Origin of the sequence: Candidatus Jidaibacter acanthamoeba, assembly GCF_000815465.1 — a bacterium.
GTDB lineage: Bacteria > Pseudomonadota > Alphaproteobacteria > Rickettsiales > Midichloriaceae > Jidaibacter > Jidaibacter acanthamoebae.
Window position 1 is genome coordinate 133,452 of the sequence record NZ_JSWE01000124.1, and the last position, 17,781, is coordinate 151,232.

Below are 17,781 nucleotides of genomic sequence, written 5' to 3' on the forward strand. Positions count from 1 at the left end.
TTATTGACTAATTACGTGGTATATACCAATAGCTTTTAAATTTAAAAGTATCTACTCGGGCTTTCCCTACCGGAGACAAAATTCTGCCAAAACCCTTGGCTTATCTCAGGTGGTCCTGAGAATCGGAATTGATCAGCCTGTTCGTTAATGCTTTCCTCAGCTTCAGAGTCTTTATGTAAGTTCTCCGGGTTAATAGTAATTAAATGAGTAGGAGCTTGTTGCTCTGAATAAATTTGCATTAAACTTTCATCTTCAAGTATAAAGCTTGGTTGATGATAAACTTCCTCTAAACTAGCTATTTTAGCTTTTAAACTACCAACCTCTTGGATTAGAAGAATATTGGAGTCTGCTAACCCGGTATTTTCTTCCTTTAATCGGCAGTTTAATTCTTTCGTGGTTTTAACTACTTCCTTCGCTTCATTAACTACTTCTTGCGCACATTTAATCATCTCTTTCATATTATAAATTTCGCCCAACAAAAACTTATTTTGATTTTGCAAATATTCATTTTTTTTATTAAGATCCTTAATAGCTTTTTTTTCTGCTTTTTGTTCTTTTTCTGATAATTCAGCAATTATTTGCACTTTATATAAACTAAGAAAGGGACTTAAAATATTATAAATTTCCTCCATTGCACAATGTGATTTAATTTTTGGATCAGCATTACATGGATTATCTGAAACTATTTGCGTACCATACCCGGCTTGTTTTCCCTCTATTTTCAGATATGCTTGCCTTAACACTTCCATCTCGGCACTTGTAAGATGTTTACTTCCAAATTTAGAAATACTTCCCTGTTTATCTGCTCTTCCCTTTTCATGCATAGCACTTCCCCCTTTGACTATACTTAATTTATAAAGATCTAATATCATATTATAAAGGGGTAAAATAATTTACAAATATTTTTCTGTTCCTGGATTTCAATTATATTTATTAATTAATTAAAGTCATACTAAAATTCAGAATTGAACTTTCAATTTAAATGTGGATTAATATTATTTAATCAGAAATATAATTATTAACGGATAAACAATTTTGATCATGAGTAAAATGCTGGATTTTTCCGAACTTCTTATCACCAAATTTTGCCATGATATTTCCGGGCAAATTAGCGCTATCGATAATGGACTTGAGTTTTTAAAGGATGGCCATGAAGAAATAAAAAACAAAGCAATGGAGTTGGTTTCTTCATCAAGCGCAGAGTTGGTAACCAGAATGAATTTTTACAGGTATGCCTATGGCAGTCTCAAACGCAACGGAGAAGCGGATATTGAGCAGCTAAGCAAGCTTATACAAAAACATTATATGAATTCTAAAATAAAAATAAATTGGCAATATAACACTGATATCTGTTTAAGGGGAATAACTAACCGAGCCTGCAAACTGCTTATTAACCTCGTAATAATCGCCTCAACTTACCTTATTCACGGCGGTGAAACGGAAATTAAAATTGAAAAAGGTTCGATCGGCAAACTACTTAGAATCACAGGAAGGGGTAGAGATATAAAAGTTAATTCCGAGCATAAATCAATTTTAACCGAGCACAATGAATCAGAGCCGACTATATTTAATATACAGGTTTTCCTAACCCGAAAACTTGCTGACGAACTAAACGCTCAACTTCAAATGGATTACAGCAACAACCATATTACTTTTTATGCGGAGCTTTAATCGGTAGAAAAAATTAAGACCTATATATGTGTTATTGCTTAATGTTTAACTTAGCTAATAATCATAGCTATCAAATAAAATAAGCTAAGTTGACTTGCTATTTTACTGTTTCGCATGTAAAAAACTTAAATAGTTAATTTATGGTTTGAATGGATATTACAAATGTTTTCTTATTTTGCTAAAAAATTGTTCGGTAGCTCAAATGATAGGTTTGTTAAATCCTTATATCCTGTTGTTGCCAAAATTAACTCACTTGAATCTATATTTGAAAAGCTTTCAAATGATGAACTGAAAGCTAAAACTTTTGAATTTAAAGAACAGCTGAAAGCCGGGCGAACTTTAGATGATTTATTGCCGGAAGCATTTGCAGCAGTAAGAGAAGCTTCCAAGCGCACACAAGGAAAGAGACATTTTGACGTGCAGTTAATCGGCGGCATAGTATTAAATAACGGTATGATTGCGGAAATGAAGACCGGTGAAGGTAAAACATTGGTTTCAACCCTCCCCGCTTACCTGAACGCACTAACCGGTAAAGGTGTCCATATTATAACCGTTAATGACTACCTTGTTGAGCGTGATTCAAAATCAATGGGAGAAATTTATAACTTCTTAGGCTTAAGCGTCGGAAGCATTACTAACTCAATTCCGGACTGGGTGAGAAAAAAAGCTTATGAAGCTGATATAACTTACGGAACTAATAATGAATTCGGGTTTGATTATCTCCGCGATAATTTGAAGTTGGATCTTGAAGAAATGGTTCAAAGGCCGTTTAACTATGCAATCGTTGATGAGGTGGACAGCATTCTTATAGATGAATCAAGGACACCACTCATAATTTCCGGACCTACTGAGGATAACTCGGATCTTTACTATAAAATCAATAAACTCATCCCCCTTCTAGGGGAAGGAGACTATGAAACCGATGAGAAAGGAAAGAATTGCGCACTGAGCGATAAAGGCCATGAGACGATTGAGCAATTATTGAAAGACCATAAGATAATCAGCAAAGATGCTGAGCTGTATAACATAGAAAACATGGGGATTGTTCACCATGTTAATCAAGGATTAAGAGCTCATAAAATCTTCCAAAAAGATGTCGATTACATCATCAAAGATAATAAAGTAATGATCATCGATGAATTTACAGGAAGAGTTTTAGACGGCAGAAGATATTCGGAAGGGCTTCATCAGGCATTAGAAGCTAAAGAAAACGTACAGATTCAAAATGAAAACCAAACCTTAGCCTCAATAACTTTTCAAAATTACTTCAGAATGTATCCTAAGCTCGCGGGCATGACAGGAACTGCTATGACTGAAGCAAACGAATTTATTGATATTTATAAGTTACCGGTATTCAGCATTCCGACCCATCTTGAAGTAAAGCGTAAAGATGAGGAAGATGTTATATACAAAAGCATGAGAGAAAAATATGATGCGATTATAGAAGAAATAGAAGCAAGTCATAAACATGGGCAGCCTATACTGGTCGGAACGGTAAGTATTGAGAAATCTGAATACCTTTCATCATTACTTAAAAAAAGAAAAATTAAACATAACGTACTTAATGCAAGGCAACATGCTAAGGAAGCCGAAATCATAGCACAAGCCGGAAGACCGGGGAGTGTTACCATTGCAACCAACATGGCAGGTCGTGGAACTGATATCATGCTTGGCGGAAACCCTGATATGTTAATTAACGAAGAGCTTAAGAAAAATCCTAATAAAGATATTAATATCATAAAGGAAGAAGTTTTAGCTACAATTGCCTCTGATAAGGAAAAGGTACTTGCGGCCGGAGGATTATACGTTTTAGGAACCGAAAGGCATGAATCAAGAAGGATTGATGACCAATTGAGAGGTCGTTCGGGAAGACAGGGAGATCCAGGAAAAACTAAATTTTATCTTTCGCTTGAAGATGATTTGATGCGTATATTCGGCTCGGAAAAAATCAGCAGCATGCTAACTAAGCTTGGCCTTAAAGAAGGTGAAGCAATTATTCACCCGTGGATAAGTCGCTCGATTGAAAAGGCTCAACAGAGGGTAGAAGCCAGAAACTATGAAATACGTAAAAACCTATTAAAATTCGATGATGTTATGAGCGAGCAGCGCTCGGTAATTTACGAGCAGCGCTTGGATTTAATGAAGTCGGAAAAATTATCCTCTTTTGTAAAAGAGCTGATCGTGGAAATAAACGGCTCATTGGTTGAAAAATTTATTCCTAAAAAATCTATCTCGGAAGAATGGGATTTAGACTCATTTGAAAAAGAGGTGTTTAGAATTTACGGCCTGCATTTGAGTATTAAAGATTTTGCCTCTCGTGAAGGTGTGGCAAACGAAGAAATTTTAGATTTCCTGGAAGAGCAGGTATTTAGCGCTTATCAGGATAAAGTGAATAAGTATGGTCAAGAGTCGATGCAATATGCTCAAAAGCATATAATGTTGGTTACACTCGATCACTTATGGAAGGATCACCTGCATATGCTTGATCATTTACGTACCGGGATTAATTTAAGAGCTTACGGGCAAAAAGATCCGCTTAATGAATATAAAATAGAAGCATTTAAATTATTCCAAACTATGCTTGATGATTATAATATACTAATCGTACAAAGAATTTTCCAATTACATATTCAGGATGCTTCCGAGCTCGAGCAGCATAGCAGTGAAGCAAAAATGATCGAATCTAGAAACGCCCCTAGCATTGAGCAAAGCCGTGATTTTTCAGGAGAAAGAGATCCGAGCAATCCGGAAACCTGGGGTAAAGTTTCACGTAATGAGCCCTGCCCTTGCGGTTCGGGTAAGAAATATAAACAATGCCATGGTGCAATTACTTAAAGAGATAACTAAAAATTTATATCTATGCAGAAGCGTGGAAGTAAAATATCAAATATGTTACCAGAAAGAAGTAGCCCGAAAACATATTCCCAACCTTTTCACCTTCTGCTAAAGCACTTATTAAGCAGGCAATTGAAGAACGATTAATGGTAGACCCGATCGGCTTCAGTAAACCTTTACATTATAAGATAGGCGGTTACGTAAGTGATTACCGAATAGTTTATCGCATTAAATATAAAACAACCACAGTTGTAATAGTTGCCATAAAACACCGCAAGGAGGTTTATGAGGGTAACTGAATAAACTTCCTCAAAATTTTATTTTATTCGAATTATCCACGTCCACCTTTATCTTGTTCAGGTGGCTTACCTTTCTCATCTATCACTTTTGCTGTATGAGAACCTTTTATTTTATCATCTTTTTTAGCCAGCTCAACTTTCCCGTCGTTTCTTGCTTCTCGAAGCATTTCATCAAATTTTTGGGCATCCTGAGGTCTGGAATTTTTTTGAAATTTGTCAGCATCTTTATTCGTAGAGTTTTCAGGATCTTTTCTATCTTGCCCCATTACATCTCTTTTAACATCTCCTGCTACGCTTATTGTGTCCTTTAAAACTGTGTTCCCGGCTGCAAGCGCACCTGCTCCTACAATCTTTCCGCCTTCTTTAATATCACCAACTGCCATTTTTCTAAACCCTTGTGCAGCTCCTTCGGTCATTTGTGTAAATGATTGTACTGCTCCTCCTAAAAGCCTTAAGCCTTGAGTAAGAAGAGGTATCTTAACTTCATTTCCGATATCCTTAACTTCAGTCCCTAATTGCTTTATCGGCGCAGTTACGTTCATAACAAATTCTCCGCCCACTCTTGTTAAAGCAGCTCCAGCAATTTTATATGAATCCAGTTCATTTGGTCGTAGTATAGTCCTTCCTGCCGCACCGCTTAATATACATGTTTCATGCACAAGATGCCCGGCCGCCTCGGTGGAAGCGGCTCCTATACCAAACAGCCCGCCTACGGCTTTTAGAGCAGTCGAAGCGGCAATAGCCACTCCCCATAATGATTTCCTACTAAAAGACGGTGATTCGGTAAAGTTTTTTCTGGTATATTTTAAAGGCATTGATGCCCATTCATTTATCTTTTGCATTCCTGTGCTAGCCGCGCTACATACTGTATTTAAAGCAGCGCCTAAATTATTAAACCCAGTATAGACTGCATTCCCTGCTTTCTGCATAATGGTATTATTAGGATTATCCTCCAGCTCATATTTCTTTTTAAGTTCACCAAAACTCGGTTTTTGATCAGCCATTTTATTCACTGTATTATTTATTCCTATTTTTTAATAATATTATATATAAGTTAATAAATAGTTAATTACTTGTATTTATTTTTTTTATTCTTATTTAGAAAGACACAGGTTATTTATTAATACTTAAAAGCTTGATAAAGATAAAAAAATGGTAATACTACGAAACCAGAGCTTTAAAGCAAAGTTATAATATGCAAGCAGCAGCAAAAATTACGGGCTTTCCTTTTTCGGAAGATGTTTTAGGTTATTTAGCTAAAGATATCAGCACTAAGTTTAATGATATTTATATAGCAAATAAAGTTGTTGTTGTTCTTCCCAGCCGAAGGGCGGTAAGGAATTTAAAATCTAAATTATTAAGCTTAAGTCGCGATAAAATTTGTTTCCTTCCTCAAATTATCACTTTTTCGGATATACCTAATAACCTGATATTATTTAATTCTATCTGTGATAGCTTAGACATGAGGCTACCTGAAATAATAGATAGCTTTTCACTGGATCTAATAGTTTTAGAAATTATTGAAGAAATAAAAAGCTTATATCCAAGCTTTAAAACCTTCCAAGATAAGAAAATCTCAAGTTATATAAAAAAATTTTTTATCAAATTTTTCACCTATAACCAATGTGCATCTTCAGTAGTAATTGATAACCCGGATTATGAAATATTTAATTATTTACTTGATGCCTTCAATCAAAAGCTGAAATCAATAAATAAGGTAACTGAACAGCAATTAAGAAATGAAGCGATCATTAGACTAAAAAACGCCTGGAATACGCAAAAAGCCGGGAGTTATATTTATTCGGTTCTTCCCACTTCTAATACACCTTATATATTTGATTTTTTAAAACTGGTTGTTGCAAGAAAAAATGCTGAAATTATAATTAGCGGCTTAGAGCACCCGATCGATCTTATAGAGTGGGAAAGCACTACTGAAAAACATGCTAACTTCTTTATCAAAAACTTTGTGAGCTATATAGGTTTAAATATTGGTCAAGTTAATTGCTTACCCATGTCTCAAGTTGCTACTAATGATTATAAAATTATAGAAGCAAAAAATGAGATAGAAGAAGGTAGGCAAATAGCCTTAGCTATAGTAGACCATATAAATTCTAATATTCATAACATCGGGATAGTGACGGAGAACCGTGTAGTTGCAAAGCTTATTAAAGAAAATCTTAAAAGATATAACCTTGAAATAAATGATACGGTAGCAAGAAACTTAATTGACCTTAATGAAGTTAAGTTTTTCTTACTTATTTTTGAGCTTGCTACTAGTAATAGCTTAGATAAAGTTGCCCTACTTAGCTTTCTTAAACACCCTCTTACTAATTTAACCATAAATGAAGTAGAGGAATTTGAAATTAATTATTTTAGAATTCCTAAAATTTATAACTCGCTTTTTGAAGTGCTAAATCAAATAGAGAACAGTGAGCAATATATAGGAATTACACAAGCTATAAAAGCCGTATTGGAATTCAAACCTAAAATATTATCCGGCAAAAATTTTTATAGCTTTTTTTCCGAGCACTTGAGGTACTTTAACGCACTAGTGAGTGAAGAGATAAGGAATAGCTTACCTAGCTTGGACTATCTTACTGATTTAAAAATGGAATTAAAGCCTTTAACATATGCTCATAAACCAATTAAAATCAGACGTTATAAAGAGCTATTAATAAAAATATTAAGCGAACAATCTTATCGGGATGAGGAATTCATTGAAGAAGTACAAATCTTGACTCCACTTGAGGCGAGACTGCAATCATTTGATCTTGTTATCATCCCGAGTCTTAATGAGGGAAATTTTCCTGATATAACGCGCGATTGGCCACTCATCGATTCCTCTCTAGCCGCACAGTTTAATTTCCCTAATTATCAGGAGCCTTTAGGCTTTGGAGCTCATGACTTTAAAAGCTTGATTAGTAATAAGAGAATTATATTATCGCGCTCACAATATTCCCAAGGCAAGGAAACTACGGAATCCAGGTTCTTATCCCAACTTAAAGTTGCCACCTCAATTGAACAGGTTAATTATAACTCTACCGAAGACTTGGAAATATTTGAATATACGCCATCTCCGAGGGCTAACCCTAAGCCGCCTCTTTCTGCAAGGCCTAAAAAATTTTCCGTAAGCTCCGTTGAGCGGTTGATATATAATCCGTATGTTTATTATGCAAAATATATTTTAAGCCTTACCCCTTTGGATGAGCTGGATGTAACTTCAATAAAGCGAGATTTCGGTATTCATTTACATAAAGCACTTTCTGAAATTTTTGAACAAACCTTTCCTCTTTCCGCCGAAGAATTTACTAATGACCTACTAAATAAATTTAAAGCCTATGCTGAAAAAAGCGTTTTAAATGATAGTAACACTTTGCAATTTTGGCTTAAGCGTGTTGAGCGGATTGCTCCTTGGCTATATGACTATGAGAAAGATGTTTTACCTAATCTGAAAGGAAGCCTTACTGAAAAAAGAAAAGAGGTTAATTTAAATATAGCAAATACGACTATCTTAATTTCAGCTATTTTTGATAGGGTGATGTTATATAAAGACGGTGGGATCAAAATCATAGATTATAAAACCGGCTACACTCCATCGCAAAAAGAAGTAGACAAAGGCTTATCTCCCCAATTTCCGATTGAAAACCTGATATTGAGAGAAGTAATGAATACCGACAACATATCTCAGGAGTATATTGAACTACGGGGCAAAAAAGACATAGCAAACAGCAAACCGATAACGGTTGATAGCAAAGTCAGTAGAACAGAACTTATTAAGTTAATCACTATGTTTTTAGATCCTAATCAAGGATATTTTACAAGTATTGACTTAGAAAAGAACCAAAGGTTTAAAGAATATCACCATTTGATTAGCTTAAATCTAGAGTAAATAAATATGCAAAACAGATATTACCTAGGAGTTAGTTTTAAACTTCTTAATTTGCTGATTTTTACCACTATCTCCTTAGGGCTGCTCGCGAAAAGCAAAACGTTGAATCCGATTGAAGAATTTTTTATTATTTGCCTTTCCGGCACCTTATTTCTATTACCTTGGGTAGTATTCACCAAAGCAAAGCACCTTAGGGTAAAAAACTATTGGGGCTATATCTTAAGAGCTTTATTTAGCATTATAGGTATGGTTGCCTGGATTGAATCCTTAAAAAGTCTTGGTGCTAATGAAGCAACCTTAATAGCTTATCTTAATCCATTATTTACCTTAGTCCTTGCCTCTCTCCTAGGAGAAGAAAAACTCAAACAAACTGCGCTCTTAGCTGTAGTATTATGCATTCTAATCGTGATTTACACCCTAAAAATTGAAGCTGATAAATTTAATATGTGGGGTATATTCATCGGGTTTTGTTCAGCTTTAGCTTGGTCGTTTTATGAAATAATTTGTAAAAAACAATCTTATTCCGAACATTTTCTAACTCAAGCTTTTTATACCCTTTTATTCGGAATGCTTATAATGATTCCTTATGTGATAAGTAACAACACATTTAGCAAAGTTATTGAACTTGAGATAATAGGAATGTTGGGTATTCTAAGGGTGCTCAACATAATCTGCTTATTTTTAGCTTATAAATTTGCCCCTATTAATATTTTAGCACCGTTCGGTTATTTTAGATTAGTATTTATGGCAGTAGGCAGCTTCCTCGTCTTCCATAACACCCCTGCCCTAAGCGTTATATTTGCGGCAATTATAATAATTGCTATTAATATTTATATTTTTAATATACAAAAATTAAGAACAAAATAAACATAAAAAACCTTTATAGTTCTAGTTATTTTTATATTATCTTACAAATGAAAAACACAAAATATATGGGTTGATTTATAGTTTTTAACTATATATAGTGTAATTATAATTAATAACCATAAATACTAATTTAGGGAATTTTATATGTCTTTATTAGATGCAGCTCCAATATTTAAGCCTTTTTCTTATCCTTGGGCATATGATGCTTGGAAGGTACAGCAACAAATCCACTGGTTACCTGAAGAAGTGCCGATGGCAGATGATGTTAAAGATTGGAAAAAGAACCTTACCGAGAGTGAAAGGCATTTACTTACCCAAATTTTCAGATTTTTCACCCAAGCAGATATTGAAGTGAATAACTGCTATATGAAGCATTATGCAAAAGTGTTTAAGCCGACTGAAGTACAAATGATGCTTGCCGCATTCTCTAACATGGAAACTATTCATATTGATGCTTATTCTCACCTCCTGGATACTTTAGGGATGCCTGAGGTAGAATATCAAGCCTTTATGAAATATAAAGAGCTTAAGGATAAGTATGACTATATGCAGCAGTTTAATTCCGACTCTAAGGAAGATATTGCAAAAACTCTAGCAGTATTTGGAGCTTTCACTGAAGGATTGCAGTTGTTTGCCTCGTTTGCAATGCTGCTTAATTTCCAAAGATTCGGGAAAATGAAGGGTATGGGTCAGATTGTAGCATGGAGTGTCAGAGATGAAACTTTGCATACTAATTATATAATTCGTTTATTCAGAACATTTATTAGTGAAAACCAGGAAGTCTATACAGAAAGCTTTAAGCAGTTTTTAGTAGATGCATGTCAGACTATTGTTTCTCATGAAGATGCATTTATTGACCTTGCGTTTGAATTTGACGGTGCCGTGCAAGGTTTAACCGCAAGTGACGTTAAGCGCTATATCAGATATATTGCAGACCGCAGGATTACTCAATTAGGTTTAAATCCGGTTTATCATATAGAACGTAATCCGCTTCCATGGCTGGATGAAATACTGAATGCTCCGGAACATACTAACTTCTTTGAAAACAGGGTTACCGAATATGCGAGAGCTGCCACTAAGGGAACTTGGGATGAAGCCTTTTCAGCAGCATAGGTCTCTTTGATTATATAAGCTTTTTGAGATAATATTTTTAGGAAGCTTATTGTTTATTTAATGCTTGGTTGGATCATTTGAGCAGATTCTTTATAACTTTCGGGCGTTTTATCTTTTGATGTATTATCTTTTACATATTCTTTATTTTCATAAACTTGCTTAATTTCACTTTTTGCTTTTTTACTTATCTCTATTTCAGGAGACCCAGTATTAGCAAAAGTTTGAAATGTTTTACTTAACAATACATCAATAGGTCTAAAAACAGCTGATAATAAAGTTCCTACTGCTATTTTCTCAATAAGTGAGTCAACATGTAAATTAGTACCTAGAGTGTTGTTGATATCGACTTCAGCAGTTTTAGTAGCTCCTTTTAAAGAGCTTTTTATAATATCTTGAAAATTTATATAATCATTTTTATTCATAAATTCGGAAAAAATAAGACTGATACTCACCGTTAACAATGTCCCTACCCTGGCAGGAAGCTCAAGCACATTAAGAAAAACCGCCCCCAGCGTACTTCTAACCGCTGCATTTATTACGGATTGAAAAAGATCTTCCGCATTAGAAATAGATTTACGGCCTAAGTTCCTTTCCAGTTCTTCTTTTCCTATCGTAGAGTTTTCAATAGCATATTCTAATCTTCTTATTTGAGTAAAAACTGCAGCTGAAATGATTGCAGCAGGAATTATAAGGATTGCTACAGGGATTGCCGCTAAAGGAGAAGCAGCAAATAATGACATAACCGCAGCAGAGATAATAGTCATACAAATCATGCTCATTACCGCTTCACCAATGGTAGTAATCATTTGCGCATAAAATTTACCTTCATCGCCGTAAAGATTTACAATATGGTTAGCAAGTGTAGTTGCACCGTAAGAAACTCCCATCGCCCCGATAATCGCGGCAGTTGCAGGCAGAGATAAAAAGCTTAGAGAAAAAAAACCTAAAAACAAAGCATTGTAATATATAGGCCTCTCATCCATTTTATTAACACTGCTACTGATTACATAACTGCAATAATTATAAGTTGAACAAACCCAGCTCTTTGTACCTTTGATCACCTCATAAGGCTGATATAATATTGAAGTAACTCTAGCTAAGGGATATTCTTTCAAATTTAACCTTTAAAATAATCAAAACTTCATATTTTAAATTATAAATATAAATAATTAATAAATGGTTAATTGGTGTTTTATTTATAAAAATACTAACTGTTGTTTTATTCCACTTTTATGTTAAATATTTGTTAGTCAATTATTTATTAAAAGCATGAGTTTGCTTAAAGGTTTTTTAGTACAGTGCGACGTTATTAAAGCGTTAGTTTTAAGAGAGGCACGTACCAGGTTCGGAAACAACTGTTTAGGGTTTCTTTGGGCTTTTATCGAGCCTATAATTTGTATTATTACCTTCTATGGGGTTTTTTATTTTTTAAACCGCTCAACATTCTATGGTTCGAATATAATAAGCTTCATAACCACCGGGTTAATTCCTTTTATGTTATTTAGGCAAATAACCATTGCAGCAATGAATGCCATTGATGCAAACAAAGCCCTTCTATTTTATCCGCAAGTTAAGCTTTTAGATTTAATCATTGCGCGGAGCCTTCTTGAGATCGGCACGATAGTTAGCGTCTTTATTGTGCTTATGCTTTTAAATTGCATATATATAAATAACTTTCAAATTGATAATCCGTTAAATGTTTTAATGGCTCTCTTTACTACCGGCTTTTTTGCAATGAGTTGCGGCTTAATATTTTCCGGACTAAGTATTTATAGTGATACGGTAAAGCGGGTAGTACCCCCTGTTATCAGAGTATTATTTTATATCTCAGGTATATTTTTCAGCATCTCCTCTCTCTCTAATAATTTGAAATCAATACTTTTAATCAATCCTATTTTACATCTGGTTGAGATGCTGAGAAGCGGTTGGTTTATCACCTATGAAAGCAATGAATATAGTTGCCGATATGTGCTTTATATTTCGATATATCTGACTTTTATCGGTTTAGCTTTATTAAATTTTTCTAAGAATAAGCTTGAGCTCACATGATTAAATTAGAAAATATTAGTAAGTCTTATCATACTAAGCATGGTACTAAAATTTTATTTAAGAACCTATTTTTAGATATGCCTCTTCGACAAAACATTGCAATATTAGGCAAAAACGGCGTAGGTAAATCTACATTGCTCAGAATAATAGCTGGTATTGAAGAACCCAACTCAGGCAACATTATAAGAGATGCACGTATATCATGGCCTATAGGCTTTTCAGGCGGCTTTAACGGATCATTAAGCGGAGAGGAAAACTGCTTTTTTGTTTCCCGCATATATGGAGAAGAGATTAAAAGGGTAGCTGAATTTGTTAAAATTTTCTCAGAGCTTGAAGATTATTTTTATATGCCCTTTAAAACTTATTCAGCCGGCATGAAAGCAAGACTCGCTTTCGGGTTGAGTATGGCCTTGGAATTTGATATTTATTTAGTTGATGAAATTACTGCCGTAGGAGATGCTGCATTTCAGAAAAAATGCCGTGATGCTTTTGCGGAAAGAAGAAAGAGATCAAATGTAATTATGGTTTCACATAACTTTGATATTTTAAAAGAATATTGTTCGCTGGTTGCAATTTTAGAAAGCGGAAAAATTACCTTATATGACAACATTGACAAAGCTATAGAAATTTATAAAAAGAGTTTAAATCAAAATGAGTAAGGCAAAAACAATAAAATCGATAATACTAAAAACCGACCAAAGAAGATTAGCGAGGGGAAAAGCTACGCTAATTAAACTCGGGGTTTTTGTACTATTACCTACCTTAACAGCATTTATTTATTATATGTTTATTGCAAGTAACTTTTATGAATCCGAGGCGCAGTTCAAGGTACATACGGGAAGCGGGAAAGCATTAAACAATGATTTGACTGCCGAAGCCTATATTCTTTCAAGAGAGGCGCTTACCAGGTTAGAAAATGATTTTAATTTTATAGCTTCCTATCAATCTAAAAAAGTTGATTTTTTTAATAGAATACCTGAGCATGCCAATTTTGAAGATGCTTATCAGTATTATTTAAAACTGGTTAAAATTTCATTTGACCAAACTTCAGGCATAGCCACCTTAAAAATCAAGGCTCCTACTCCGTATAAAGCTAAAATTTATGCGGATGCATTGCTTAAATATTCAGATGATATAATTCTTAAACTTGCGGATAAATTCCGAAATGAGCAGCTGACTTTTGCTAAGCAGGAATTAAATAATGCGGAAAGTAGGCTGGCAGTCGCCAGAAGCTCTCTTTTGAAGCTTGAAGATTCTGACCACACCCCCCTTAACTCTCAAACTATATCTAATCTTATTCCGGTAAAGATCAGCTTAGAAAAAGAACTGGCACAAACTAAAATTAAATACAATAAGCTTAAAGCTAACCTTAAAACCACTTCTCCTCAGCTGGTCGCCTTACAACATAAAATTAATTACTTAATTTCAAGCATAGAGCAAGAGAATAAGAAAATTGCAGATGCGAAGACTAATAGAGAAAACCCTCCTACACAAAGTTTCTTATTAGAGCAAATTTTAGCTGAAAGAGATTTTGCCGAAGAATCTTATAGGTCTGCTATAAACTTTCTGGAGAACTCAAGGAACGAACTTTTAAGGCAATATCATTATCTTGCAATAATTGTTCCGCCCAACATGCCCTTCTCAGCTATATATCCTAATGTTTTTACCGGCACGCTTACAGTTTTTTCATTAACCCTTGCTTTATTTGGGATATTTAGCTTATTAATAGCAATAATTAGAGAGCATGTAAGGATTTAATTTAAGTAATGAACATCGGCACAACTTCCAAGGGCATATATAACATTCCTCATCTAAAATACTTTTTCCCTCAAGAAGTAAACCTTTTTCTCATTAACCGTTTTAGTCAAACAAGGGCTGATATGGTAGTCGGCTGGGGCAATAAGCCTAGTTCAGTAAATGCAAAAAAATATGCTGTAAAATATAAAGTACCCTATACAAGTTTAGAAGATGGGTTTATCAGGTCACTGGCACCGGCAAAAATTTGCCCCTCTCCCCTTTCAATTATATTTGATGATATCGGCATTTATTATGATGCTTCCAAGCCTTCACAACTAGAAAACTTCATAGCAGCTAATGAAGTTACCGGTTATGATTTAGAGCGTGCTAAAAACTTAATCAGAATAATAAAGCAACATAAAATCAGTAAATATAATCATGCACCGGAAAATTTATCTATTCTTAAAAAGGTAGAAAATTATGTTTTAGTGATTGACCAAACTTATAATGATTTATCGGTTTCAGGTAGTTTAAGTAGTGCAATTACTTTTCAAAATATGTTGGAAGCGGCATTTGATGAAAACCCCGGCACAACTGTTTTAGTTAAAACCCATCCTGAGGTTGTAGCCGGATATAAAAAGGGATACCTCACGGAATTGGCGAAGCAATACCAATGCCAAATTATTTCCGAGGCTATAAACCCTTGGAGCTTACTCTCTTATGCACAAAAAGTTTATACCGTTTCCAGCCAAATGGGTTTTGAAGCCTTAATGGCCGAAAAAACAGTTCGTTGCTTCGGACTACCCTTTTATGCCGGTTGGGGCTTAAGCATAGATGAACAAACTACAAGCAGGAGAAATCAAAAACGGAACTTATATGAGATTTTTATTGCTGCATATTTAAAATATTCCATTTATCTCAACCCTTTTACTTTACAAAAATGCGAGTTGGAAGAAATCCTGCCTATAATTTCTCTATGGAAAGATATCAACCGACAAAATATAGATATAAAAGCTTGCACTCACATATCTAAATGGAAACAAAAAAGTGTAACAAATTTTTTAAAAAGCACTGAAGCTAAGCCTAGGTACTACTCTTCTATAAAGAAAGCTGTAGCGGACAGCAAAACAAATGAGGTTTCAGCTTGGGCTTCTAAGCTCAAGCCGGAGGAAATATTAAACTTTAGAAAACAAGGAGTTAGACTAAACCAAATTGAAGACGGTTTTTTAAGATCAGTCGGCTTAGGAGCAAACCTTATAACCCCTCAATCAATCGTGATAGATAAGAGGGGAATATATTATGATCACCACTCTCCTTCCGACTTAGAATGCATTATTCAAAACACCGATTTTTCTGATGAAATAATTTTACGAGCGAAAAATATTATTAAATCACTAAATGAGCTGGAGATCACCAAATACAATGTTGGTTTCAAAAATACTAAGCCTCTTACTTTACCACCTGATAAGTTAAAAATTTTGGTGGTTGGCCAGGTGGAAAATGATGCCTCAATAAAACTCGGTACAGTAGATATAAAAACTAATCTTGATTTGTTAAAAACGGTCAGAGAAAAAAACCCCCTTTCCTTTATTATATATAAACCGCATCCTGATTGTGTCGCCGGGCAAAGACGAGGCATGATCAGCAATAATACTACAATTCAATATGCTGATTTAATACTTGATGATATTTCAATCATTAAGCTTATTGACGAATGTGATGAAGTGCATACTCTTACCTCTCTTACCGGTTTTGAGGCACTGATCAGAGGAAAGCGTGTAAACTGCTACGGCCTTCCCTTTTACTCCGGGTGGGGCTTAACTAATGATTTATATAAATGCTTAAGAAGAAACCGGCAGGTGACTATTGAGGAATTGGTAGCAGGAACTCTGATTATTTATCCCAGATATTTAGATCCTAAAACAAATCTATGGTGCTCGGTAGAGGTGATTATAGATAGGCTAAATGAAATGAAACAAAAGGGTGTTACATTATCCAAACTAACGCAATTGCGTACACTTTTCGGAAAGCTTAAAAGAATGAGGATATCGGTATGAGAAAGGTACGGAAATTTCTTTTTCTTCAAGGCCCTCACGGCTCATTTTTTAAGCGTCTAGCTCAGGAATTGCAAAAAGAGGGGCATAAAACAATAAGGGTAAATTTTAACGGCGGCGATTGGATAGATTACCCCAAAGGAATAGCTTACAAACATTCTATGAAAATGTGGCCGGAATGGTTATACAACTTTACTCTTCATAATGAAATAACCGATATAGTTTTATATGGAGATTGTCGCCCCCTACATCGTCTGGCTATTTTACGCTTAAAAGGAAGCAATATAAAAATTAATGTATTTGAAGAAGGGTATATTCGCCCCCATTGGATAACTTATGAGCTTGATGGGGTTAATGGTTATTCTCAAATTCAAGAACAGATAAATAAAATAATTGAAGATAGAAGAAATGATCAGCCTTTCGTTGATTCATTTATTCCAATAAAATACAACATGCGTTATATGATGAGATATTGCATACGCTATTATTTGTTTAAATGGTTAGGCGTATTATTTTTTCCTCGTTACAAAAACCATCGTCCAGTTAATTCATTGTATGAAGCAATCATGTGGATTAAGCGCTTTTTTATTTTGAAACTAAAAAGGCGATTTGTGCTTAAGAAAGCTCGCTACCTTACTCAATCAAATACTAAATACTATTTATTTTTAATGCAGCTTTATACAGACTATCAAATCCGTGAGCATAGTCCTTATACTTCAATGAAGCATACTCTGATAGAAACTATTTACTCATTTGCAAAATTTGCGCCCACCTATACTAAATTGGTCATAAAAAATCATCCGCTCGATAGTGGGCAGAAAAATTACGGCAAACTAATAAAAAATATTTGTAATGAGCTAGGCATCAGCGGAAGAATTATATATTTAGACGGCGGCAATCTTCCTGCGTTATTAGAGGGCTCACTTGCCGTAGTTACGGTGAACAGCACGGCAGGCCTACAGGCAATCCATCATAAAAAGCCGTTAAAAGTGCTTGGCACTGCAATTTATAATAGTGAAGAACTTGTCAATAACGCTACCCTTGATGAGTTTTGGAATAATTATAAAAAACCTAATCAACAAGCTTACACAAGGTTTAAAAATTATCTTATGCGAAAAAACCAAATTAACGGTAGCTTCTATGATCCCGAGGGGGTTAACCAATTATTGCAACAAATAGTTAAAAAGCTTTGTAATTAATTGTTATTATAATAAAAGTTTCATATTCTCTTCCTTTACCTTATAATTCTCAAAGATTATAAGCTAGA

Annotated in this window: 14 protein-coding genes; 11 read left to right on the forward strand and 3 right to left on the reverse strand. The window is 34.5% G+C overall.

Annotated elements, in window-relative coordinates; translation table 11 throughout:
* Positions 1-41: 41 nt before the first annotated feature.
* Positions 42-824, reverse strand: a complete 783-nt coding sequence (locus tag NF27_RS06195; RefSeq protein ID WP_152606859.1) for a hypothetical protein — start codon at positions 822-824, stop codon at positions 42-44.
* 217 nt (positions 825-1,041) lie between these two features.
* Between NF27_RS06195 and NF27_RS06200 the strand changes: the two genes are divergently transcribed.
* The 3 genes from NF27_RS06200 to NF27_RS13025 all read left to right on the forward strand — a co-directional run bounded on the left by NF27_RS06200 (position 1,042) and on the right by NF27_RS13025 (position 4,805).
* The gene (locus tag NF27_RS06200) at positions 1,042-1,671 is read left to right on the forward strand and encodes a histidine phosphotransferase family protein (RefSeq protein ID WP_039457102.1); all 630 of its coding nucleotides are present in this window, start codon (positions 1,042-1,044) and stop codon (positions 1,669-1,671) included.
* A 162-nt stretch (positions 1,672-1,833) separates the two neighbouring features.
* Positions 1,834-4,506, forward strand: a complete 2,673-nt coding sequence (secA, locus tag NF27_RS06205; protein ID WP_039457105.1) for a preprotein translocase subunit SecA — start codon at positions 1,834-1,836, stop codon at positions 4,504-4,506.
* 146 nt (positions 4,507-4,652) lie between these two features.
* Positions 4,653-4,805, forward strand: a complete 153-nt coding sequence (locus NF27_RS13025; protein ID WP_239647827.1) for a type II toxin-antitoxin system RelE family toxin — start codon at positions 4,653-4,655, stop codon at positions 4,803-4,805.
* A gap of 32 nt (positions 4,806-4,837) precedes the next feature.
* On the opposite strand, the gene NF27_RS06215 is transcribed toward NF27_RS13025, so the two are convergent.
* Complete coding sequence (locus NF27_RS06215; protein ID WP_039457106.1) at positions 4,838-5,809, reverse strand: hypothetical protein; 972 nt, start codon at positions 5,807-5,809, stop codon at positions 4,838-4,840.
* Positions 5,810-6,000: 191 nt separating this feature from the next.
* On the opposite strand from NF27_RS06215, the gene NF27_RS06220 reads away from it, so the two are divergent.
* From NF27_RS06220 to NF27_RS06230, 3 genes are all read left to right on the forward strand, one after another.
* A complete protein-coding gene (locus NF27_RS06220) occupies positions 6,001-8,694 on the forward strand; it encodes a PD-(D/E)XK nuclease family protein (protein ID WP_039457109.1) in 2,694 nt (897 codons plus the stop codon).
* Between the two features lie 6 nt (positions 8,695-8,700).
* Positions 8,701-9,561: a DMT family transporter gene (locus tag NF27_RS06225; protein WP_039457112.1), complete on the forward strand. Its 861-nt coding sequence runs from the start codon at positions 8,701-8,703 to the stop codon at positions 9,559-9,561.
* 144 nt (positions 9,562-9,705) lie between these two features.
* Entirely contained in the window at positions 9,706-10,674 is a 969-nt protein-coding gene (locus NF27_RS06230) for a ribonucleotide-diphosphate reductase subunit beta (RefSeq protein ID WP_039457114.1), read from the forward strand.
* 53 nt (positions 10,675-10,727) lie between these two features.
* On the opposite strand, the gene NF27_RS06235 is transcribed toward NF27_RS06230, so the two are convergent.
* On the reverse strand, positions 10,728-11,789 hold the full coding sequence (locus tag NF27_RS06235; protein WP_039457116.1) for a hypothetical protein: 1,062 nt from the start codon (positions 11,787-11,789) through the stop codon (positions 10,728-10,730).
* Between the two features lie 160 nt (positions 11,790-11,949).
* Here NF27_RS06235 and NF27_RS06240 point away from each other — a divergent pair, with 160 nt between their 5' ends.
* The 5 genes from NF27_RS06240 to NF27_RS06260 are packed head-to-tail and all read left to right on the forward strand — an operon-like array spanning position 11,950 to position 17,713.
* Positions 11,950-12,723 (forward strand): ABC transporter permease, encoded by a 774-nt coding sequence (locus tag NF27_RS06240; RefSeq protein ID WP_039457117.1) that lies wholly within the window; start codon positions 11,950-11,952, stop codon positions 12,721-12,723.
* Positions 12,720-13,382, forward strand: coding sequence for an ABC transporter ATP-binding protein (locus tag NF27_RS06245; RefSeq protein ID WP_039457119.1), 663 nt, complete (start codon positions 12,720-12,722; stop codon positions 13,380-13,382). Before NF27_RS06240 ends, NF27_RS06245 begins: the two co-directional genes overlap by 4 nt.
* Positions 13,375-14,481 (forward strand): hypothetical protein, encoded by a 1,107-nt coding sequence (locus tag NF27_RS06250; RefSeq protein WP_039457121.1) that lies wholly within the window; start codon positions 13,375-13,377, stop codon positions 14,479-14,481. The genes NF27_RS06245 and NF27_RS06250 overlap by 8 nt, the downstream gene beginning before the upstream one ends.
* Before the next feature lie 8 nt (positions 14,482-14,489).
* A complete protein-coding gene (locus tag NF27_RS06255) occupies positions 14,490-16,517 on the forward strand; it encodes a capsular polysaccharide biosynthesis protein (protein WP_039457122.1) in 2,028 nt (675 codons plus the stop codon).
* Positions 16,514-17,713, forward strand: coding sequence for a capsule biosynthesis protein (locus NF27_RS06260; RefSeq protein WP_039457125.1), 1,200 nt, complete (start codon positions 16,514-16,516; stop codon positions 17,711-17,713). Before NF27_RS06255 ends, NF27_RS06260 begins: the two co-directional genes overlap by 4 nt.
* Positions 17,714-17,781: the final 68 nt, after the last annotated feature.

Bases quoted from the DNA above. Each gene is read 5' to 3' on its own strand.
- NF27_RS06200 (WP_039457102.1), top strand. From the start codon at position 1,042: ATGAGTAAAATGCTGGATTTTTCCGAACTTCTTATCACCAAATTTTGC.
- secA (WP_039457105.1), top strand. From the start codon at position 1,834: ATGTTTTCTTATTTTGCTAAAAAATTGTTCGGTAGCTCAAATGATAGG.
- NF27_RS06260 (WP_039457125.1), top strand. From the start codon at position 16,514: ATGAGAAAGGTACGGAAATTTCTTTTTCTTCAAGGCCCTCACGGCTCA.
- NF27_RS06195 (WP_152606859.1), bottom strand. From the start codon at position 824: ATGCATGAAAAGGGAAGAGCAGATAAACAGGGAAGTATTTCTAAATTT.
- NF27_RS06255 (WP_039457122.1), top strand. From the start codon at position 14,490: ATGAACATCGGCACAACTTCCAAGGGCATATATAACATTCCTCATCTA.
- NF27_RS06225 (WP_039457112.1), top strand. From the start codon at position 8,701: ATGCAAAACAGATATTACCTAGGAGTTAGTTTTAAACTTCTTAATTTG.
- NF27_RS06250 (WP_039457121.1), top strand. From the start codon at position 13,375: ATGAGTAAGGCAAAAACAATAAAATCGATAATACTAAAAACCGACCAA.
- NF27_RS06220 (WP_039457109.1), top strand. From the start codon at position 6,001: ATGCAAGCAGCAGCAAAAATTACGGGCTTTCCTTTTTCGGAAGATGTT.
- NF27_RS06245 (WP_039457119.1), top strand. From the start codon at position 12,720: ATGATTAAATTAGAAAATATTAGTAAGTCTTATCATACTAAGCATGGT.
- NF27_RS06230 (WP_039457114.1), top strand. From the start codon at position 9,706: ATGTCTTTATTAGATGCAGCTCCAATATTTAAGCCTTTTTCTTATCCT.
- NF27_RS06215 (WP_039457106.1), bottom strand. From the start codon at position 5,809: ATGGCTGATCAAAAACCGAGTTTTGGTGAACTTAAAAAGAAATATGAG.
- NF27_RS13025 (WP_239647827.1), top strand. From the start codon at position 4,653: ATGGTAGACCCGATCGGCTTCAGTAAACCTTTACATTATAAGATAGGC.